The sequence below is a fragment of the Corynebacterium sp. NML 150383 genome (assembly GCF_002285085.1).
In the GTDB taxonomy this organism is placed as follows: domain Bacteria; phylum Actinomycetota; class Actinomycetes; order Mycobacteriales; family Mycobacteriaceae; genus Corynebacterium; species Corynebacterium gottingense.
The window spans coordinates 66,218-87,290 of sequence record NZ_NSGK01000010.1; the positions used below are offsets into that span (position 1 = coordinate 66,218).

Here is a 21,073-nt window from a genome sequence, read left to right on the forward strand (position 1 = left end):
GGGCACTCGCCCGGGAATGAACTGCTCCCCACCGGTTGGACTGAGAAATCAGCCCCAGGCTGGTGGGGAGCAGGTTTATGTTGGGGACCTCGACGGCCGATGAGCGAGGTCCAGCGCGAGCAGTTCGTGGAGCAGGCCCGCGCTCTGGCCACAGATACCGATACCAGGATGACGAGGATGCAGCTCCAGGGGCGCATTGTCGGGGTCTTACTAACGGTATCTAGCGTTTGGGCGGTCTCAGGTCCGCGCAGTCGTGGCTCGGGCCGGCACGGAAGGGCAGCGTGGGCGTCGAAAAGCGACTGCCTCTTAGGACTTCACCATCCGCTTGATGGCCAGCATGGCTTCGGCGACCTTCTCGTCGGCCTGATCGTCGCCCGCGGCGAGCGCGCCCTTCACGCAGTGGTTGAGGTGGTCCTCCAGCAGGGCGAGGCCGAGGTTTTCCAGGGCGGAGTCGATCGCCGCGATTTGGGTGAGGATGTCAATGCAGTACTGGTCCTCATCAACCATCCGGTGAATGCCGCGCACCTGTCCCTCGATGCGCTTGAGGCGGGCGAGGTAGCGGGACTTCTCATCAAAGTAGCCGTGCTGGCACGAGTCTTCTTGCATGCGGTCATCTTAACCGACCGACCGGCCCGTAAGAAACATGGCGTGCGCAGCCGTTTTGCCATTGTCACAGGCGATGAACTAGATTGGATCAAGTCGCTAGCCCCCATCGTCTAGAGGCCTAGGACTCCGCCCTTTCACGGCGGCAACACGGGTTCGAATCCCGTTGGGGGTACCAGTGATCCCCGTTACGGTGGGGGTTGCAGTGCGATGGCCCTGTGGCGCAGTTGGTTAGCGCGCCGCCCTGTCACGGCGGAGGTCGCGGGTTCAAGTCCCGTCAGGGTCGCCAAATATCAAGCCAGTTCCCAAGCACGGGAGCTGGCTTTTTTGCGTTTCAGGGGGTCCTGGTTTAGTCGCCCAAAGAAGTCCCTGACACCTGTTGCACCACTACGACTAGTCCTTTACTGTTGTCTGTGATACTTGTCATAACCTGGATGGGAGTTTGGGAATGTCTCACACAATACGGTTTGGGCGCCCGCGGGCAGTGGTGGCATTGCTGCTGACTATCGCGTGCGCCGCAATGTGGATGGCGCCAGCGTTCGCCACCGAATCGAGCACGGCGGTCAGCACCGAAACGAAGACGCTGTCGAGCTCGACGACGCGGGTGAAGGAGGGCAAGGGGGCGTCGGCAAGCACTGGCTCCGCCGACGCGAAAGCGGCGCTCATCCTCGACGCGTCCTTCTCCATGCTCGAGGAGGACGCGGATGGGCCGCGTATCGACGCCGCGAAGAAGGCCACGAACGAGCTGGTCGATTCCCTGCCGGACACGGCGAAAATGGGCCTACTCACGTACGGCGCGCAGGAATCGAATGCGCCCGACAACAGGGAGCGGGGCTGCAAAGACATCCAGCGTCTCGTCCCCGTGGACACGCTAGACAAGGCGAAGTTTAAATCGGCCATCGACGGCCTGACGCCGAAGGGCTACACCCCGATGGGCAATGCGTTGCGCAAGGCCGCGGACGAACTGGGCAACGATGGTGAGCGCTCGATCATCCTGGTCTCCGACGGCATTGATACGTGCGCGCCGCCTGAGGTGTGCGATGTGGCCAAGGAGCTCGCGGGGCAGGGCGTGGACTTGACCATTCACACCGTTGGATTCAAGGCCGATGAGGATGCCCGCGCGGAACTCGAGTGCATTGCCGAGGCCGGCGGCGGGCAGTTCCTCGAGGCAGCGGACTCGACGAGCCTGGCGGAGTCGTTGAAGTTCCTCTCCCAGCGCTCGGTAACCAAGTACCAGACGGCGGGCACGCACTTCGAATTCTCGGACACGCCTGAAGACGCGAAATGGCTGGGGGAGGGGCAGTACCAGACCACGGTGAAACCTGACCGTACTTCCAAAACAGACCGGTATTTTCGTTTCTCTGTGCCGCCGCGCCACCACGGACGGGTCGTGTTCACCCCGATCGTGCAGGGCAACGCTATGTGGGAAGACACAGAGGTCAAGGTGGAGCCGACGGAGGTCACCAACGAGGGGGACCCGGCGTGTGGCGAGTTCCCTGGCAGTTGGGGAGAAACTGCATCGGGTGGACCGGGCTTTGGCATTGGCTCGGCATACGCCTCGATGAAGCGCACCGACGAAGATGAGATGGAATGCGATATGAGCGACATCCTGGTCAAGATGCAGATCTCCAATAGCGGCGACGAGGTAGCCGAAGATGTCCCCATTGAAGTCGGCATCTTCTATGAGCCGATCCCTGGTAAGGAGCAGGCCGACGACTGGGAAGATCGCCGCGTGTACAGTGCCGGCGAGTACCAGGGGGAGATGCCGATCGAAAACTCGCAGCCGGTCTCCGGCGGCACGGGCTTTAACGATGCGGTGGAGATTACCGAGGGTACGTATTCCGACCACATCGTTCCCGGCGAGTTCAAGTTCTTCAAGATTCCGGTGACTTATGGGCAGCGCCCAGTGATACGGGCAAAGACCCCGCCTTCGGTTGCACGCAACGCTGACGACATTGCGTTCGGCGTGAAGGATCCTCTGCGCAATGGGGTTGCGGGAGGCAAACTGATCTTCTTTGACGATCCGGAAGAGTCCGATCCGGAAACCGCGAATCAGTACGTGTGGTACGGCAGCGATACTCCCTATCAGGGCGACTACTACGTCTGGTTCGGTATGGGCTGGGTGTCCGAGGGCTACGGGATCGCCGGCGTCGATCAGCCCTTCGAGTTCGAGGTTCTCCTGGATGGCGAACCTGCCAACGGCGGCCCGGACTGGACGCCGACGCATGAGAACGGCCCGGAGCCTGCGGACGAGCCGATCAAGTTTGATGCGGCGGACAGCGCCGCAACGACCTCAGCCTCGCAGGAGGAGAGCGACGACGACCAGGAAGTCAACGCTACGAGCGACGAGCAGGACGGCGGCTTTGGGCTGGTGCCGACGCTGCTGGGTGGCCTGCTGGTGCTTCTGCTGATCGCTGCGGCCTTGGTGTTTGTCATCGTGCGCAAGCAGCGCGGTAACTGGCAATAGGTTGCCGGTGGTCGAACCCGGACACCTAACGGACGTATACCAGAAAGGGAAATGAGCAATGTCGCATGTAAGAGAGAAAAGCCGTGCCGTGGCTGTGCTGATACTTGCCGCCGCGTGCGTGCTGATATGGGTCGCACCGGCTTTTGCGACTGAGACGGCAACGTCAACGAATCGGCCCGTGGAATCGAGCACCGCGGTGAGCACGGAGACGAGAACGCTGTCGAGTTCGACTGTGCGGGCGTCGGCAAGCGAAGGCTCGGCGGACGCGAAGGCGGCGCTGATTTTGGATGCGTCGTTTTCGATGCTTGAGGAGGATGCCGATGGGCCGCGTATCGACGCGGCGAAGAAGGCGACCCATGAGCTGATTGATTCGCTGCCGGATACTGCGCAGATGGGCTTTTTTGCCTATGGTGCGCAGGAGTCCAACGCACCTGACAATAGGGAAAAGGGCTGCAGAGACATTCAGCGCCTTGTTCCAATCGGCGAGGTGGATAAGCAGGAGTTCAGCTCGGCTATCGACGGGCTCACGCCGAAGGGGTACACACCGATGGGCAATGCACTGCGTAAGGCCGCGGAGGAACTCGGGAATGAGGGCGAGCGCTCCATCATCCTGGTCTCCGACGGCATTGATACGTGTGCGCCGCCGGAAGTCTGTGACGTGGCCAAGGAGCTTGCGGGCCAGGGCGTGGATCTGACGATCCATACGGTCGGATTCAAGGCGGACGAGGAGGCTCGTGCGGAGCTAGAGTGTATCGCGGAAGCTGGCGGCGGGCAGTTCCTAGAGGCGGCCGATGCGAGCAGCCTGGCGCAGTCGCTGAAGTTCCTGGCCCAGCGAGGTGTGGAGAAGTACGAGACCGGCGGCACAGAGTTTGAGTTCTCGGACACCCCAGAGGGCGCGAAGTGGCTGGGCGAAGGCCAGTACCAGACCACGGTGACCCCGGACCGGGGTACTCCGAAGGACCGGTACTTCCGCATTTCCGTGCCCCCGCGCCACCACGCGCGCGTGGTCTTCACACCGGTGTGGCAGACCGACGGTATGTCGGAAAAGGGCCACTTAAAGATTGAGCCGGTGGAGGTGACTAACGAGGACGACGAAGAATGCGGCTGGTTCCCGACGACGCACACCGCGTTCGTTTCTTCTGGGCCGGACTACGGGATCGACTCTGCGAATGCCTCGGCAGAGCGCAATGATGAGGATGACATGGAGTGCGATATGAGCGACATCCTGGTCAAGACGCAGATCTCCGACGTCACGGGCGTTGACACCGGGGACATCGGGCTCGAGGTCAGTGTGTTCTATGAGCCTATTCCCAGCGATGAGGAGAAAACTGAGTGGTCAGACGGCAAAATTATCAAAGCTGGCGACTACCTTGGTGAGATGCCGATGAAGAACCCCGAGCCAATTTCCGGCGGCACGGGTTTCAACAATGCGGTTGAGATCACCGAGGGCACGTACTCCGACAACATCGTTCCCGGCGAGTTCAGGTTCTTCAAGATTCCGGTGGCCTACGGGCAGCGGCCGGTGGTGAAGGTGAAAACGCCGGAGTCGGTCGCGCACAACGCCGATAGCCTCGGCTTCGGCATCTACGATCCGATGCGCAACGAGCTCGTGCGCACCCCGTTGAACTTCTTCATGGATGCAGCCGAATCCGACGCGGAAACGCTGAGCCAGTACGTGTGGCACGGCACCCATACCCCTTACCAGGGCGAGTACTACATCTGGGTCGGCATGGGGTGGGTGCATGAAGGCTACGACGTCGCTGGCGTAGAGCAGCCTTTCGAGTTTGAGGTGGTCATGGACGGCGAGCCCGCCAACGGCGGCCCGGATTGGACGCCGACGCATGAGGACGGGCCGGAGCCCTCGGACGAGCCGATCAAGTTTGATGCGGCGGATAGCACAGCCGAGACGTCCGCTTCGCAGGAGGAGAGCGACGATGGCCAGGAGGTCAACGCTGCGAACGACGAGCAGGATGGCGGCTTCGGACTGGTGCCGACGCTGCTCGGTGGCCTGCTGGTGCTGCTGCTGATTGTCGCAGCTGTGGTGTTTGTCATCGTGCGGAAGCAGCGCGGCAACTGGCAGTAGATTTGCACGCAAGATAACAGGACATCGGTTGCGAAGATGTCCCTTCGCCTTGAGAGCGTTTTGTTACGCCAGTGGCAATGTGTGCAGGAATTGAACGATGTCGCACACGCGAAGGGAGGTCACGCTAGGGCGGTAATCGTGGTTGCTGTTGCGTGCCATGCTGATGCGGGTGGAGCCCGTGATCGCAACAGAAACGGCGATGGTTTCAGGGACGGCGACGCGGGCGTCGGCAAGCGGAGGCTCCGTCGACGCGGAGAACGCAATCAACCTTGCTTACCGGCCGGGCATGCCGATTACGCGGCAGACCTGGGTGGCCGGGAAAGGCATACGGATAACGTCAGTGAGCAACATTCGGCTGAGAAAAACCTCTGAGGTGCAGGTATGTTGCTTTTGCCGGTGCCATGAAAGTAGTAATCCGTGCCCAAGAGAGCACGAAGCCTGAGAGAGCACAGTAAAAGAATCAGGACCTGTGGCGCAGTTGGTTAGCCCGCTGCCCTGTCACGGCGGAGGTCGCGAGTTCAATTCCCGTCAGGGGCGCCAAACGTACAGCCAAATCCCAACTGCGGGAATTGGCTTTTCGCTATTCGGACCTGTGCCGCTGCATTTCTGAGGTTAAGGCTTACGAGCAACGGGGCAACGGGCGTAGGCGGGTGGGGTTGAGGCTCTGCAGGTCATTTCTAAAACGCATTGGTAGGGTTGCACATTTGGCTGTTTGCGGGGAATGTGCCGTGTAACTAATGCGTTTTGGAAGGGGAGCGGATGTGCGGACAGGGGGCTGCAGTGGTGCTGCGAGCCGGCAGCGTCAACGGGCAGCGAGAGCGTGCGCCGAGTAGGACGTTCGCGCACGCAAAAGCCCCGCACCGTTCCCTGAACGAGTTCGGGAGCAGTGCGGGACTGGCTGTCGCCTAAGCGGGCGCGCGGAACGGGTCCTGCAGACCGGTGCTAGCGGACGATCGTGGAGCCAGAGCCAGTGCCAGAGCCAGTGCCAGTGCCAGTGCCAGTGCCGTTCGCCGTGCCGTCCGTCGAACCGTCGGCAGTCGCTGCGGGCGTGGCGGTGGTGACTACCTTGCCCTCGACACCCGGCCAGGTGCCGACTTCGATCATGCGCTGCTTGCGCTCCACCCAGAAGTCGGCGTTCTGAATGCCCAGCGCCTCGGGGTCGAACTGCGGGTCCAGCCCGGCCTTCTTCTGGCGGCGGTAGTCCCACAGGCACTTCAGGGCGGGGACCTGGAGGAAGATGATGGCCACAATGTTCAGCCACGCGGTGGCGCCGACGCCGATGTCGCCAAGCGCCCAGGCGGTGCCCGGGGTGGTGGTGGCCCCGACGAAGACGGCGATGATGATGAGGGCGCGCAGCAACCAGATGATGGCCTTGCGGGCAGCCTCGTTCTTTACCCAGCGGTTCAGGTACGTGAAGTTTGTCTCCGCCATGTAGTAGTAGGCCAGCACCGTGGTGAAGGCGAAGAACATGATGGCAAGGGCGATGAACGCTGGCCCCAGCCCGGACGCGATGGAGTTCAGGCCTTCCTGGACGAAGCCGGGGCCGACAGCGACGCCGTCGGGCAGGGAGCCGTCGTAAAGCACTGCTCCATCCTCGGACTGTCCTTCGAAGACCTTGTACATGTCGGTGGAAATGATGATGAATGCGGTGGCCGAGCAGACGAACAGCGTGTCCACGTAGACGGCGAAGGCCTGGACGAAGCCCTGCTTGGCGGGGTGCGAGACCTCGGCGGCTGCCGCGGATTGCGGGCCGGTGCCCTGGCCGGCCTCATTGGAGTAGATGCCACGCTTCACGCCCCACATAATGGCCGCGCCCAGCATGCCGGAGAACGCCGCTTCCTTGTCAAAGGCCGCACGGACGATGGTGCCAAAGACCTCGGGGATCTGTGACGCGTTGGCGAACAGCACCACGATCGCAATGATGATGTAAATGCCGGCCATGAACGGCACAACCATCGACGCGAACGTTGCGATGCGCTTGACGCCGCCGATGATGATGAACGCGAGCATGATCGCCATGATGGTCGCGGAGATCCACACGTTGACGCCCCAGGCGTTGTCCACGGCGGCCGCGACACCGTTGGCCTGGATGCCGGGCAGGAAGTAGGAGGTTGCCAGCAGCATGCAGACCGCGAAGATGATGGCGTAGACCAGCATGAACGGCTTTGCGGCGGTGTGCTTGTAGGTCTTCTCAATGTAGTAGGCGGGGCCGCCGCGGTACTCGCCGGTGTCCCGGTCCGTTTCCTTGTAAATCTGTGCTAGGCAGCACTCGATGAACGAAGTCGCCGAGCCCAAAAGCGCCACCAGCCACATCCAGAACACAGCGCCCGGGCCGCCGAATGCGATGGCGGTGGCGACGCCGGCGATGTTGCCCACGCCGACGCGGCCGGCCAGGGAGATCATGAGTGACTGGAACGAGGAAATGCCTTGGTCCGAGCTCTCGCCGGATTTGAGCTGCCGGATCATGTCGGGGAAGCAGCGGATCTGCAAAAACAGTGTCGCGAGCGTGAAATAGGCGCCCGCGCCGAGGCAGAGATAGACGAGCCAGTTTGACCATATGACGCTATTGACGGTGTCAATAAAGCCTTCCATGGAGCCCTCCTTACAGGGTTGACCTGGGGTAAATGTGCGGTACTCATGAATCTAAACCATCGAGTTGTGCCGTGGGTCACTTTCGTGAAAAAATTATTGCCAATCACTCCGGGGCGTCATCTGTGGTGTAGAAAACCACGCGGAGGTGCGCCCGCCGTGCGATCCCGATGAACGTGAAAGGACTTCAATGGAGACAACCCCACCGCAGCCGCACTCGCGGCGCCGGTTCAGCCCCGCCTGGCCGGTCAAGGACTTGCCCGCCGGCTCCAGTGTGCTCATCCAGGGACTGAGCGACGACGGACCAAACGGACCGGAAGCGGCCGGCGCCCCAGACGCGGACCCGAAGCCCAAGGCGGTCTGGCGCTTCTTTGTATATAGCGCGATCGGCCTGTTCGCGTTCTTCATCCCGTTTTCCGTGGGCGGCTCGAAGTCGACGATCCTGCTGGACCACATCGTCACCTGGATCACCAGCACCCTCGGCGATGGCACCCACTACCTGGCGCTGCTGGCCATCATCGTGGGCACGGTCTACCAGTTCGTGACGGGAAGGTGGAAGGAGGACTTCGCCCGCACAGCCTTTGCCCTCCTTTCGGTGCTGGCGATCGTGCTGTGCGCGATGCTCACCTTCGGGTTCGGTCCCTCCTGGCTGTTCAACCCGGACATCGGCCCGTTCATCTTGGACAAGCTCGTCATCGCGGTCGGTCTGCTCATCCCGGTCGGCGCGATTTTCCTCGGCCTGCTCGTCGGGTTCGGCCTGATGGAGTTCATCGGCGTGCTCGTTCAGCCGATCATGCGCCCGGTCTTCCACACACCGGGCAAGTCCGCGGTGGACGCCGTGGCGTCGTTCCTCGGCTCCTACTCGCTGGGCCTGCTCATCACGGACCGCATGTACAAAAGCGGCAGCTACAACGGCCGCGAGGCCGCGATCGTCGCGTCTGGCTTCTCCACTGTGTCCGCGACCTTCATGGTTATCGTGGCGAAGACGCTGGACATGATGGAGCACTGGAACGCGTACTTCTTCATCACCTTCATCATCACGTTCATCGTCACCGCGATTGTGGTGCGCATCCCGCCCATCACCCGCATCCCCGAGGAGTACGCGCCGGGCGCGACCCCGCACCCGGAGAAGCTGATTACCGGCAACCGGTTCAAGGCCGCGTGGCGCGAGGCGAAGAAGGAGCTCAACCGCGCCGAGCCGCTGCACAAGGTCTTGTGGGTCAACTTCCGTGACGGCCTCATCATGGCCGTGCAGGTCACCCCGGGCATCATGTCCGTGGGCGTGATCGGCTTGGTCCTGGCCACTTACACGCCGGTGTTCAAGGCGCTGGGCGTCGTGTTCTTCCCCATCGTGTGGCTACTGCGCTTGCCGGACCCGTGGGCCACCTCGGGCGCGCTCGCCACGGGCCTTGCGGAGATGTTCCTGCCGGCCACGCTCACCGCGGGCACGGACGACATGGTGCTCAAGTTCACCATCGCCGTGGTGTGCGTGAGCCAGATCTTCTTCTTCTCCGCGATGGTGCCCGCGGTGCTGGCCACGGACATCCCGCTCAACATCGGGAAGATGATCGCCATCTGGTTCATCCGCGTCGTGCTCACCGTGCTGATCACGGTGCCGGTGGCCCACCTGCTGTTCTAGGGGCCTTTTGCTTATCGACGCCCCGTGGCCCCCACCACCGCGTCATCTATCAGCCGCGCTGCAGCCTTTGCGGTGCGGTTATCCACGTCGAACTCCGGGTTGAGCTCCACGACGTCCAGGAGTGCAACCCGGCCGGTGGAAGCCACCGCTGCGACCATCGCGCGCAACGCGGCGTAGTCCACCCCGAATCCGGCGGGCGCGGACACCCCGGGCGCGACCGCGGCCGGCAACACGTCCAGGTCAATGGACAGGTGGATCGGCAGGTCCCCCTCCACGGCGGCGAGGGCGCGCTCGGCGGCCTCGCGCACCGTCATTGCCGCCAGCTCCGTGTCCAGCACCGTGGTCACGCCGAGCTGCTCGGCGGTATCGAAGAGCACCTTGGTGTTGTTGGGTCGCGAGATGCCGAAGACGGAGTAGTCGAAGTCGTCCCCCACCAGCTCTGCGATCTGTCTGAATGGCGTGCCGGAGGTCGGCCGGTCGGCAGTGCGCAGGTCGAAGTGCGCGTCAAAATTGATCACCTGCATCGGCCCGAGCGCCTCGTACGCCCCGCGGTGGGTGGCAAAGGACGTCTCGTGTCCGCCGCCGAGCACGACCGTCATGCCGGCGGGGCCCTGCGCGGCGACAAGGTCGCGGACGCGGTCGGACACCTCGCACTGTGCGGTCTCGAGGTCGTCGTCTTGGGTGGTGACGGTGCCGGCGTCGATAAGCTTTCGCGGCTCGTGCACGGCGAGCGAGCCGAGCGCGGCGCGCAACGCGGCGGGGCCTTGCGCGGCGCCCTGGCGGCCGCCGTTGCGCTCGACGCCCTCGTCGGACGCGAAGCCGATGAGGTGGACGGCGCCTGCGGTGGGGCCGGAGGCGGTGTCGATGCTGCTGTGCCAGCGCGCGTGCTCGGGGCCCGGGCCGTCGTTGCGGCCAGACCATTCGGATGCGGGGGAGAACAAAGGGGCGGTAACGGTATTCATGCCACCCGAGCCTAGCGCCGTTGCATACTAGGCGGGATGAATTCACCACAAGTCCCGGCCGCGCACAATGTCTTGCGCATCCTCGCCCTGCTGTCCGCCTCGGACGTGCCGCTTTCCGCCACCCGCATCCAGCGCGAGCTAGGCCTCCCGCGCTCGAGTACGTACCACCTGCTCCGCGAGCTGGAGGATTCCGGCTTTGTAGTCCATTTGAGCCAGGCGGGCACCTACGGGCTGGGGCTGGCCTCGTACCGCATGGCGCAGGCGTACACCACGCAGCAGCCGCTGGTGCGCCTGGCCACCGCGCCGCTCGCCCGGATTGCGGAGCTGGCCGGCGGGTCGGCGCACCTCACCAGGCTCGCCGGCGCCGAGACCGTCTACCTCCACGAGGTGCGCGCGCCGGGCGCCGCCTCGCTGGTCACGGAGGTCGGCGTGCGCCTGCCCACGCTCTCCACCGCCTCGGGGCGCATCATGCTTGCGCATCTGCCGGAGCCGGAGCTGCGCGCGGTGTTCAATGCTTCCGGGTCGCGCCGCAGCTTCCGCGAGTGCAAGGAGGAGCTGCACGCTTATCGACGCCAAGGGTGGGCCACAGAATCCCAAGATGTCTCCCGCGGGCAGGAGTCAGTCGCGGTGGCGGTGCTCGACCACCTCTCGCGCCCGGCGGCCGCGCTGGCGGTGACGTACCCGGTGGGCAGTGCCGACGAGCGGAAGCTGGTGTCCACGCTTGCCGACGCCGCCGCGCACCTGCGCGCACATTTCTTCGGGCAGTTATGAGATTGGACACATTCATGGTCTATTATCGCGCCCATGACAGATATGCAGACAGTTTCAGTAGGAATTGGCGCGCTGACCATCGAGGACGTCATCGCCGTCGCCCGCCACGGCGCTGAGGTGGCCATCGACCCGGCCGCGCTCGAAGAAATCGCCACCACCCGCACCCGTATCGAGGAACTCGCCGCAGACCCCACCCCCGTCTACGGCGTTTCTACCGGCTTCGGTGCGCTTGCCACCCGCCACATCCCCGAGGAGCTGCGCGCCCAGCTGCAGGTCTCGCTCGTGCGCTCCCACGCCGCCGGCTCTGGCCCCGAGGTCGAGGAAGAGGTCATCCGCGCGCTCATGCTGCTGCGCCTGTCCACCCTGTGCACGGGCCGCACCGGTGTTCGCCCCGTCGTTGCAGAGACGTACGCGGCGGCGCTGAACGCGGGCATCACCCCGGTCGTGCGCGAGTACGGCTCGCTCGGCTGCTCCGGCGACCTCGCGCCGCTGGCCCACTGCGCGCTCGCCCTGCTGGGGGAGGGCGAGGTCCGCGTACGAGGCGGCGAGGTCGTGCCAGCGGCCGACGCGCTGTCGCAAGCGGGGATTGAGCCGCTCGTCCTGCGCGAGAAGGAGGGCCTGGCACTCATCAACGGCACCGACGGCATGCTCGGCATGCTGTGCCTGGCCATCGCGGACCTGCGCGAAGCTGCCAAGGTGTCCGACATCGCCACCGCCATGACCGTGGAGGGGCTCACCGGCACGCTCACCGTGTTCGACGACGACCTCCAGCAGCTGCGCCCTCACCCGGGACAGGCCGATGCTGCCTACAACATCCGCACCGTGGCTGCTGGCTCGCCGATTTTGGCGGCGGCGCGCGAGGAGTTCAAGGCCACCCGCGTGCAGGACGCGTACTCCGTGCGCTGCACGCCGCAGGTTGCCGGCGGCCTGCGCGACACGCTCGCGCACGTCACCAACGTGGCGAACCGGGAGCTCGCCTCCGCCATCGACAACCCGGTGGTGACCAAGGACGGCCGAGTGTCCTCCAACGGCAACTTCCACGGCGCGCCGGTGGCCTATGCGTTGGACTTCTTGGCCATTGTGGTCGCCGACTTGGCGTCGATAAGCGAGCGCCGCTCCGACCGCTTCCTTGACCCGGCCCGCAACCGCGGACTCAACGCCTTCCTTGCCGACGACCCCGGCGTGGACTCCGGCCACATGATCGCGCAGTACACGCAGGCCGGAATTGTCAGCGAGCTCAAGCGAAACGCCACGCCCGCTTCCGCCGACTCGATCCCATCGTCCGCGATGCAGGAGGACCACGTGTCCATGGGTTGGGCCGCGGGGCGCAAGCTGCGCCGCAGTGTCGACGGGCTGCAGCGTGTGCTGGCCTTGGAGATCCTCACCGCCGCGCGCGCCCTGGACATGCGCGAGGGCGAGCCGGCCGCCGGTACCGCGGCAGCGATTGGGGCGCTTCGTGCGCTTGTCGACGCCCCCGCGACCGATCGCTTCCTCGCCCCGGAGATGGAGTATTCCGTGCAGCTGGTGAAGGGCGGTGACTACGTGGCGGCCGTGGAAGCCGTGGTCGGCGAGCTGCGGTAGGGGCTCGCGGGTGTCTCGCATACGAGACACCCCACCGTATATCACCCTTTTGTCTTCTTGTGATGACCGTTACTCTTATTACCGTAAGTCGGTTGGACAACACGAAAGGACATTTCCATGGCGAAGAACTGGTCTGAAGGCGCGCGCGAGGTCCGTGCACCGCGAGGCACTGACATTACCGCGAAGTCTTGGCAGACTGAGGCCCCGCTGCGCATGCTGCAGAACAACCTCGACCCAGAGGTTGCGGAGCGCCCGGACGACCTCGTCGTCTATGGCGGCACCGGCCGCGCCGCGCGCAGCTGGGAGGCGTTCGACGCGATTGTGGAAACCCTGAAGGACCTCGAGTCCGACGAGACCCTGCTGGTGCAGTCCGGCAAGCCGGTCGGCGTGTGGAAGACCAACGAGTGGGCCCCGCGCGTGCTCATTGCCAATTCCAACCTGGTCGGAGACTGGGCGAACTGGGAGCACTTCCGCAAACTCGAGGACGAGGGCCTGATGATGTACGGCCAGATGACGGCCGGTTCCTGGATCTACATCGCGACCCAGGGCATCCTGCAGGGCACCTACGAGACGTTCGCGGCAGTGGCGAAGAAGCGTTTCGACGGCACCCTCGCTGGCACCCTCACGCTGACCGGCGGCTGCGGCGGCATGGGCGGCGCGCAGCCGCTGTCCGTCACCCTTAACGGCGGCGCCTGCCTCATCGTGGACGTCGACGAGGCCCGCCTGAAGCGTCGCCAGGGCAAGCGCTACCTCGACGAGGTCACGACTGACCTCGAGGAGGCCATCAAGCTGGTCACCGAGGCGAAGGAGGAGAAGCGCGCCCTGTCCGTCGGCCTGGTGGGCAACGCCGCCGAGATCTTCCCGGAGATGCTGCGCCGCCACCGCGCGGGCGAGCTGACCGTGGACATCGTGACGGACCAGACCTCCGCCCACGACCCGCTGTCCTACCTGCCCACTGAGATCCCGTTCGAAAACTGGGATGCTGAGGCGGACGAGGACCCGACCACCTTTACCAAGAAGGCTCGCGAGGCCATGGCCACGCAGGTCCAGGCCATGGTGGAATTCCAGGACGAGGGTGCCGAGGTCTTTGACTACGGCAACTCCATCCGTGACGAGGCGCGCAAGGCCGGCTACACCCGCGCCTTCGAGTTCCCGGGCTTCGTCCCGGCGTACATCCGCCCGCTGTTCTGCGAGGGCCTCGGCCCGTTCCGCTGGGTCGCGCTGTCGGGTGACCCGGAGGACATCAAGGTTACCGACCAGGCCATCAAGGAGGCTTTCCCGGAAAACGAGCACCTGCACCGCTGGCTCGACGCCGCCGAGGAATACGTCGAGTTCGAGGGCCTGCCGGCCCGCATCTGCTGGCTGGGCTACGGCGAGCGCGCCAAAGCCGGCGTGATCTTTAACAACCTGGTCAAGGAGGGCAAGGTCAAGGCGCCGATCGTCATCGGCCGCGACCACCTGGACTCCGGCTCCGTGGCTTCCCCATACCGCGAGACCGAGTCCATGCTCGACGGCACCGACGCCGTCGCTGACTGGCCGCTGCTCAACGCCATGACCGCGGTCTCCGGCGGCGCGACCTGGGTGTCTATCCACCACGGCGGCGGCGTGGGCATGGGCCGCTCGATCCACACTGGCCAGGTCACCGTCGCCGACGGCACCGAGCTCGCCGAGGCGAAGCTCAAGGCCGTGCTCACCAACGACCCGGGCATGGGCGTGATCCGCCACGTGGACGCCGGCTACTCCCGCGCCGACGAGGTGGCCAAGGAGCGCGGTGTGCGCATCCCCATGGAGTTCCACGCACGCGACAAGTAGAAAGGAACCCATGAGCACCCTTATCACCGGAATTTCAGAGCTCCGCACCGTCTCCGAGCTCGGGACGATCAAAGACGCCGCATTGCTTATCGACGATGGCGTGGTCGCCTGGGTCGGCCCAGCCGCCGAAGCCCCAGCGGAGGCAAGCAACGCCGAAACCGTGGACGTGGGCAACCGCGCCGTCCTGCCCGGCTGGGTGGACTCGCACACGCACATGGTCTTCGACGGCAACCGCGCCGAGGAGTTCGAGGCCCGCATGGCCGGCGAGTCCTACGCCGCCGGCGGCATCGCAGTGACCATGGAGGCCACCCGCTCCGCCGGCGAGGAGCGCCTGGACCAGCTGGTGGCCGAGCGCATTGCGGCCGCCTACGCGCTGGGCACCACCACCTTCGAGACCAAGACCGGCTACGGCCTCAACGTCGAGTCCGAGGCGGAGGCCGCGCGCGTGGCCTCGCGCCACGTCGACGAGGTCACCTTCCTCGGCGCCCACCTCGTGCCGCCGGGGGAGGAGGCCGACGAGTACCTCGAGCAGGTCGTCGGCCCGATGCTGGACGCGGTGAAGGACCACGTGCAGTGGATCGACGTCTTCTGCGAGCGCGGCGCGTTCGACGAGGCGCAGTCCCGCCGCGTCCTCGAGGCCGGCAAGGCCGCAGGATTGGGCGTGCGCGTCCACGGCAACCAGCTCGGTGAGGGCCCCGGCGTGAGGCTCGCCGTGGAGCAGGGCGCCGCCAGCGTCGACCACGTCAACTACCTTTCCGACGAGGACATTCAGCTCCTCGCCGGCTCCGACACCGTCGCCACGCTGCTGCCCGCTTGTGACCTGTCCACGCGCGAGGAGCTCGCGCCGGGCCGAGCGCTTCTCGACGCCGGCGCCACCGTCGCCATCGCCTCCAACCTCAACCCGGGCACGTCCTTCACCTCCTCGATGAACTTCTGCGTGACCACCGCGGTCCTGCAGCAGCGCCTCACCCTCGACGAGGCCATCGAGGCAGCCACCACCGGCGGCGCAAAGGCGCTGCGGCGCCACAACGTCGGTGGCGGCAAGGACCCGCAGGGCCGCCCCGCGAAGGGCACGCTCGCGCCGGGCGCGGCGGCGGACCTGCACATCCTGGACGCCGACAACGCCATCAACCTGGCGTACCGGCCCGGCATGCCGATCACCTGGCAGACCTGGGTCGCCGGGAAGAAGGTGTATGGGTAAGGGCGGCTCGCGTGGGCGTCGATAGGCATCTGCGAGGGCCACACTCCACGGTGCGAACCACCAAGTAGCTGCGGCAGATGCTCACGACGCCATCGTCGTCGACCACAACCTGGCGCTGGTCTCGCGCGCGGACTACGTCATCGACCTCGGCCCAGGCGCCGGCTCTGCTGGTGGCAAGGTGGTGGCTGCGGGAACGGTGCGGGAGCTCGCGGACAAGCATGCGCACACCGGGTCCGAGACCGGGCGGTACCTCGCAATGCAGGAGTCCTAGCGCGCCGCCCGGAAATGGGGTCTGCGCAGGCGATTTGCTTGCTCGCACGGGGTCTGTGTAATGTATCAACTCGTGCGAGCGACAGTGCAACACACTGAAGGAATCGCACAGATAACACAATAATGGCCCTGTGGCGCAGTTGGTTAGCGCGCCGCCCTGTCACGGCGGAGGTCGCGGGTTCAAGTCCCGTCAGGGTCGCTGAACTGCCTGAGCAGTTCTGGCTAGATAGCTCAGTCGGTAGAGCACACGCCTGAAAAGTGTGGGGTCGCCAGTTCGATCCTGGCTCTAGCCACACCCCAGCCCCTCCACATTGTGGAGGGGCTTCGTGCTTTCGGTAGGCTGGGCCACCGATTGAGCGAACACTCTCTGACGGACTTCTCAGAAGGAGCAATTATGCCCGAGACTTCACAAGCAAACGTGGAACTGTCCAAGAATGAGGACAAGAGTCAGTACGAGATCCACGTGGACGGCGAGCTCGCCGGTTTTGCCACCTACAAGGACAGCGGCTCTGCGCGCGAGTTGCCGCACACCGTCGTGGACCCGAAGTTTCGCGGCGAGGGCCTGTCCAAGCCGCTGATCAAGTTCGCGCTTGATGATGCCCGCGGGGACAACCTCAGCGTTGTCCCGTCCTGCCCGGCGGTCGCCCGCTACATCGTGCAGCACCCGGAGTACAAGGACCTGGTGGAGTAAGCGCCCTAGATGACGTACTGACCGTTGTCGAAGTAGCTGTCCGGGTCCACCAGGCGCCGCAGCTCCGTATCCTTGCGCTCGCGCGCCTTCGCTGGGATGCCCACGGCAATGGAGTTCTCGGGGATGTCTTTGGTCACCACGGCGTTCGCGCCGACGGCCGAGTTCGCCCCGATCGTGACAGGACCGAGCACCTTCGCGCCCGCGCCAATGGTGACGTTGTCTCCAATCGTCGGGTGCCGCTTGGTCTGCGTCAGCACCTGCCCGCCGAGGGTGACGCCGTGGTAAAGCATGACGCCGTCGCCGATCTCGGCGGTCTCGCCGATGACAATGCCCATCCCGTGATCGATGAAGAATCGGCGGCCAATGGTCGCGCCCGGGTGAATCTCAATCCCGGTAAAAAAGCGGTTGGCCTGCGCGAGGATGCGCGCCGCGCCCTTCCATTCCCGCTCCCACATCCAGTGGCAGATGCGGTGGACCCAGATCGCGTGCAGCCCGGAATACACCACCGCGTTTTCCAGATCGCCGCGCGCTGCGGGGTCGTGCTCCCTGGCGTTGGCCAGGTCTTCTCTCATGCGGGAAATTACGCTCAGCATGACGGGTAGTCTACCTACTCTTTTCGGACAACCGCGCAAATAAAAAAGCACCACGGGGTGGTGCTTTTCGACGCCGCGCAGTCCGCGGCCAACGCCTCCGCTAGTCGCGGATGTCCTCGAAGAGGATGGTGGAGACGTAGCGCTCGCCGAAGTCCGGGATGATGACCACGATGGTCTTGCCCTCGTTCTCCGGGCGCTCGGCCAGCTCGAGTGCGGCCTTCACATTCGCGCCGGCGGAGATACCGGCGAGGACGGCGTCCTCGCGAGCCAGCTCGCGAGAGGTGGACACGGCGTCCTCGTTGGAGACGGCGATGATCTCGTCGATCTGGTTGCGGTCAAAGGTGCCCGGGATGAAGTTGGCGCCCAGGCCCTGGATCTTGTGCGGGCCGGCCTCGCCGGTGGACAGCAGCGGGGACGCAGCGGGCTCGACGGCCACGTTCTTCACGTCCGGCTTCTGCTCCTTGAGATACTTGCCGGCACCGGAGATGGTGCCGCCGGTGCCCACACCCGCGACGAGGATGTCGACCTCGCCGTCGGTGTCGTTCCAGATCTCCGGGCCGGTGGTGGCGTAGTGGATGGCCGGGTTGGCCTCGTTCTCAAACTGGCGAGCCAGGATCGCGCCTTCATCATTAGCCACGATCTCGTCGGCCTTCTCCACGGCACCCTTCATGCCGGCTGCGCCCGGGGTGAGGACGATCTCTGCGCCGAACGCGCGCAGGACCACGCGACGTTCAATGGACATGGTCTCCGGCATGGTCAGGATGACCTTGTAACCCTTGGCCGCGCCAGCCAGTGCGAGGGCGATACCGGTGTTGCCGGAGGTTGCCTCGACGATGGTGCCGCCCGGCTTCAGGTCGCCTGACTTCTCAGCGGCCTCGATGATGGCCTTACCAATGCGGTCCTTGACCGAGTTTGCCGGGTTGTAGAACTCCAGCTTGGCCAGCACGCGGGCCTTGGAATCCTTGGACACACCGTGCAGTTCAACCAGCGGGGTGTTGCCGATGAGCTCGAGGACGTTGTTGGCGATCTTTGCCATGGTGATCAGCTCCTTGCTGTTCATATCCAAATCCGTTGTGCGGCCAACTATACACGGATAAAACAGACTATGTAGTCTCACCGGAGTAGACTGAACAGTCTGGTTGGTGCGGGGAGGGGGGCGCGGGGGCGTCGATAAGCGAAGGCCCACCGCCCCCAAAAACCACACCCGCGCGTGTAAATACAGCGGGAGGGGTGAACTTTGGCTACCCCCAAAGTCGCGTTATGATGGTTGGGATTCAACGTCAAGTTCAACTCGCGGGTGGCCCCGTGGGGACACTCAGATGGGTGGAAGGCTCAACAGCAATGACCATGGACGCACAGCGGATCAAGGACGATGACGACGCGATTCGGGCAGCCCTGACGGCGCTGAAGACGGCGACCGGCATCCCCGTTGCCATGTACGGCACGCTGCTGCCGGACAACAGGCTGCAGATCACCCAGTGGATCGGGCTGCGCACTCCCGCGCTGCAGGACCTCGTGCTGGACAACGGCTCCGGTGTCGGCGGTCGCGTGGTGAGTACGCGGCGCGCCGTTGGCGTCTCGGACTACACGCGTGCGGCGGTCATTTCGCACGAGTACGATAAGCAGATTCAGGACGAGGGGCTGCACTCCGTTGTCGCTGTCCCGGTCATCGTGCTGCGCGATATTCGCGGTGTCCTCTATGTTGGCGTCCACTCGCCGGTGCGGCTGGGGGAGAAGGTGATCGAGGAGGTCGCGATGACGGCGCGCACCCTCGAACAGGAGCTGGCCGTGAACGCCGCGCTCCGCAATGCCGACGGTGGCAAGGGAACGGCCAAGGTGGGGCGCGTGATGAACGGCGCGGAGTGGGAGCAGATCCGCTCCACGCACTCCAAGCTGCGCATGCTGGCCAACCGGGTCGACGACGACGCGCTCCGCAAGGAGCTCGAGCAGCTGTGTGACCAAATGGTCTCGCCCGTCCGCGTCAAGCAGTCGACCAAGCTCTCGGCCCGCGAGCTGGACGTACTGTCCTGCGTCGCGCTCGGTCACACCAACGTCGAGGCGGCCGAAGAAATGGGCATCGGCGCCGAAACCGTCAAGTCCTACCTGCGCAGCGTGATGCGCAAACTCGGCGCGCACACCCGCTACGAGGCGGTCAACGCCGCGCGCCGCATCGGTGCCTTGCCGTAACGCTTTTTGCCTATCGACGCCACGCCGCACCCCGAGTTGAGTACAGTAGGCCCCGTGAAAGAACGATTTCTTGTAACAGGCGGTAACCGACTCGAAGGCGTGGTCAAGGTCGACGGCGCGAAAAACAGTGTGCTGAAGCTGATGGCCGCGGCACTCCTGGCGGAGGGCACGACAACGCTGCACAACTGCCCCGAAATCCTCGACGTTCCGCTCATGCGCGACGTGCTCATCGGGCTCGGCTGTGACGTCGACATCGACGGCTCGACCGTCCGCATTACTACCCCGGCCACCGTCTCTCCCCGCGCCGACTTCGATGCGGTACGCCAGTTCCGCGCCTCCGTCGCCGTGCTCGGGCCGTTGGTGGCGCGCTGCCATGAGGCATACGTGGCGCTGCCGGGCGGCGACGCGATCGGTTCGCGACCGCTGGATATGCACCAATCCGGCCTGGAGAAGCTGGGGGCTACGACGCACATCGAGCACGGCGCCGTCGTTGCGCGCGCCGAGAAGCTCACGGGCGCGAAGATCAGTCTGGACTTCCCGTCTGTCGGCGCGACCGAGAACATCCTCACCGCGTCCGTCCTCGCGGAGGGGCAAACGGTGCTGGACAACGCCGCGCGCGAGCCCGAAGTCGTCGACCTCTGCGACATGCTTAACTCCATGGGCGCGAAGATCAGCGGCGCTGGCACCTCCACCATCACCATCGACGGTGTGGACGAGCTGCGTCCCACCGAGCACTCCGTGGTGGGCGACCGCATCGTGGCGGGGACCTGGGCATACGCGGCCGCGATCACCCGCGGCGACATCACTGTGACCGGTATCGCCCCGCGCCACCTGCACCTTGCGCTGTCCAAGCTCAAGCTCGCGGGCGCCAACGTGGAAACCTACGAAAACGGGTTCCGCGTCCGCATGGACCAGCGCCCCAAGGCGGTGGACTACCAAACCTTGCCGTTCCCCGGGTTCCCGACGGATCTGCAACCCATGGCCATCGCCATCAGCGCGATCGCCGAGGGCGTCACCGTGATCACGGAGAATGTGTTCGAGGCCCGCTTCCGTTTTGTTGACGAGATGCTTCGCCTGGGTGCCGACGCCAATGTCGACGGCCACCACGTGGTGATCAGGGGGGTGGAAAACCTCTCATCGACTGACGTGTGGTCCAGTGATATTCGGGCCGGCGCCGGACTCGTGCTCGCTGGCCTGGTCGCCGATGGACAGACGACCGTGCACGATGTCCACCACATTGACCGCGGATACCCCAAGTTTGTCGAGCAGATCAACGAGCTCGGCGGCAAGATCGAGCGTTCGCTTGCGTAAGCGCATTTAAGTGACACCTTTAACGTGCGATTTACGCCCCGTACGCTGGGGATTTGTGTTGGTGTTTGGGTGTGTGTAACTTTATGTGAGTCAGCGAGACCGACAACGCCCCGCCAGACAGACTCCGCAAGGGAGTAAAGCTGGTGAGATGGCGGTCAGGAAAACGATCGCTGGCCGACATAAGAAAATATGGACTTCGGTCCGGTTGGGTCAAGGATTTGACTTTCGGATTGTGGTTTGTGTAGTGTCGACAAAGTCGCTTTTTACAGCTGCTGGGTGATTTGCCTGGTGGTGAGTGAATGTGCGTGTGTTG

Annotated in this window: 14 protein-coding genes, 4 tRNA genes and 1 pseudogene; 14 read left to right on the forward strand and 5 right to left on the reverse strand. The window is 64.6% G+C overall.

What is annotated here, in order from left to right; all coding sequences use genetic code 11:
- Window positions 1-306 precede the first annotated feature (306 nt).
- A complete protein-coding gene (locus tag CKJ85_RS09845) occupies window positions 307-606 on the reverse strand; it encodes a metal-sensitive transcriptional regulator (protein ID WP_095279017.1) in 300 nt (99 codons plus the stop codon).
- A 99-nt stretch (window positions 607-705) separates the two neighbouring features.
- Between CKJ85_RS09845 and CKJ85_RS09850 the strand changes: the two genes are divergently transcribed.
- The 4 genes from CKJ85_RS09850 (at window position 706) to CKJ85_RS09865 (ending at window position 5,153) form a co-directional block, all read left to right on the forward strand.
- Window positions 706-781, forward strand: a tRNA-Glu gene (locus CKJ85_RS09850).
- 34 nt (window positions 782-815) lie between these two features.
- Window positions 816-892 (forward strand) — tRNA-Asp (locus tag CKJ85_RS09855).
- Window positions 893-1,051: 159 nt separating this feature from the next.
- On the forward strand, window positions 1,052-3,070 hold the full coding sequence (locus CKJ85_RS09860; RefSeq protein ID WP_095554215.1) for a VWA domain-containing protein: 2,019 nt from the start codon (window positions 1,052-1,054) through the stop codon (window positions 3,068-3,070).
- A gap of 178 nt (window positions 3,071-3,248) precedes the next feature.
- Window positions 3,249-5,153, forward strand: coding sequence for a VWA domain-containing protein (locus CKJ85_RS09865; RefSeq protein ID WP_158221640.1), 1,905 nt, complete (start codon window positions 3,249-3,251; stop codon window positions 5,151-5,153).
- Between the two features lie 1,077 nt (window positions 5,154-6,230).
- On the opposite strand, the pseudogene CKJ85_RS09880 reads toward CKJ85_RS09865, so the two are convergent.
- A pseudogene (locus tag CKJ85_RS09880) lies at window positions 6,231-7,745 on the reverse strand (alanine/glycine:cation symporter family protein); the annotation flags it as partial.
- 187 nt (window positions 7,746-7,932) lie between these two features.
- Between CKJ85_RS09880 and CKJ85_RS09885 the strand changes: the two are divergent.
- Window positions 7,933-9,381 (forward strand): YjiH family protein, encoded by a 1,449-nt coding sequence (locus CKJ85_RS09885; RefSeq protein ID WP_095554219.1) that lies wholly within the window; start codon window positions 7,933-7,935, stop codon window positions 9,379-9,381.
- An 11-nt stretch (window positions 9,382-9,392) separates the two neighbouring features.
- On the opposite strand, the gene hutG is transcribed toward CKJ85_RS09885, so the two are convergent.
- On the reverse strand, window positions 9,393-10,343 hold the full coding sequence (gene hutG / locus CKJ85_RS09890) for a formimidoylglutamase (RefSeq protein WP_095554220.1): 951 nt from the start codon (window positions 10,341-10,343) through the stop codon (window positions 9,393-9,395).
- A gap of 36 nt (window positions 10,344-10,379) precedes the next feature.
- Here hutG and CKJ85_RS09895 point away from each other — a divergent pair, with 36 nt between their 5' ends.
- The 7 genes from CKJ85_RS09895 (at window position 10,380) to CKJ85_RS09925 (ending at window position 16,669) form a co-directional block, all read left to right on the forward strand.
- Window positions 10,380-11,114, forward strand: a complete 735-nt coding sequence (locus CKJ85_RS09895) for an IclR family transcriptional regulator (protein ID WP_095554221.1) — start codon at window positions 10,380-10,382, stop codon at window positions 11,112-11,114.
- Between the two features lie 33 nt (window positions 11,115-11,147).
- A complete protein-coding gene (hutH, locus tag CKJ85_RS09900; protein ID WP_095554222.1) occupies window positions 11,148-12,695 on the forward strand; it encodes a histidine ammonia-lyase in 1,548 nt (515 codons plus the stop codon).
- A gap of 117 nt (window positions 12,696-12,812) precedes the next feature.
- Window positions 12,813-14,507 carry a urocanate hydratase gene (gene hutU / locus CKJ85_RS09905; RefSeq protein ID WP_095554223.1) on the forward strand — a complete coding sequence of 565 codons (1,695 nt, stop codon included), beginning with the start codon at window positions 12,813-12,815 and terminating at the stop codon, window positions 14,505-14,507.
- A gap of 10 nt (window positions 14,508-14,517) precedes the next feature.
- A complete protein-coding gene (hutI, locus tag CKJ85_RS09910) occupies window positions 14,518-15,708 on the forward strand; it encodes an imidazolonepropionase (RefSeq protein ID WP_095554224.1) in 1,191 nt (396 codons plus the stop codon).
- Between the two features lie 395 nt (window positions 15,709-16,103).
- Window positions 16,104-16,177, forward strand: a tRNA-Asp gene (locus CKJ85_RS09915).
- A 21-nt stretch (window positions 16,178-16,198) separates the two neighbouring features.
- Window positions 16,199-16,271: transfer RNA gene (locus CKJ85_RS09920), tRNA-Phe, on the forward strand.
- Between the two features lie 101 nt (window positions 16,272-16,372).
- A complete protein-coding gene (locus CKJ85_RS09925) occupies window positions 16,373-16,669 on the forward strand; it encodes a GNAT family N-acetyltransferase (RefSeq protein ID WP_095279007.1) in 297 nt (98 codons plus the stop codon).
- Between the two features lie 5 nt (window positions 16,670-16,674).
- Here CKJ85_RS09925 and epsC read toward each other — a convergent pair whose 3' ends face one another.
- Complete coding sequence (epsC, locus tag CKJ85_RS09930) at window positions 16,675-17,262, reverse strand: serine O-acetyltransferase EpsC (RefSeq protein ID WP_095279006.1); 588 nt, start codon at window positions 17,260-17,262, stop codon at window positions 16,675-16,677.
- Window positions 17,263-17,362: 100 nt separating this feature from the next.
- Window positions 17,363-18,298 carry a cysteine synthase A gene (gene cysK / locus CKJ85_RS09935; RefSeq protein WP_095546610.1) on the reverse strand — a complete coding sequence of 312 codons (936 nt, stop codon included), beginning with the start codon at window positions 18,296-18,298 and terminating at the stop codon, window positions 17,363-17,365.
- Window positions 18,299-18,609: 311 nt separating this feature from the next.
- On the opposite strand from cysK, the gene ramA reads away from it, so the two are divergent.
- Window positions 18,610-19,449, forward strand: a complete 840-nt coding sequence (ramA, locus tag CKJ85_RS09940) for an acetate metabolism transcriptional regulator RamA (protein ID WP_095279018.1) — start codon at window positions 18,610-18,612, stop codon at window positions 19,447-19,449.
- 54 nt (window positions 19,450-19,503) lie between these two features.
- Complete coding sequence (gene murA, locus CKJ85_RS09945) at window positions 19,504-20,760, forward strand: UDP-N-acetylglucosamine 1-carboxyvinyltransferase (protein ID WP_095537865.1); 1,257 nt, start codon at window positions 19,504-19,506, stop codon at window positions 20,758-20,760.
- Window positions 20,761-21,073 lie beyond the last annotated feature (313 nt).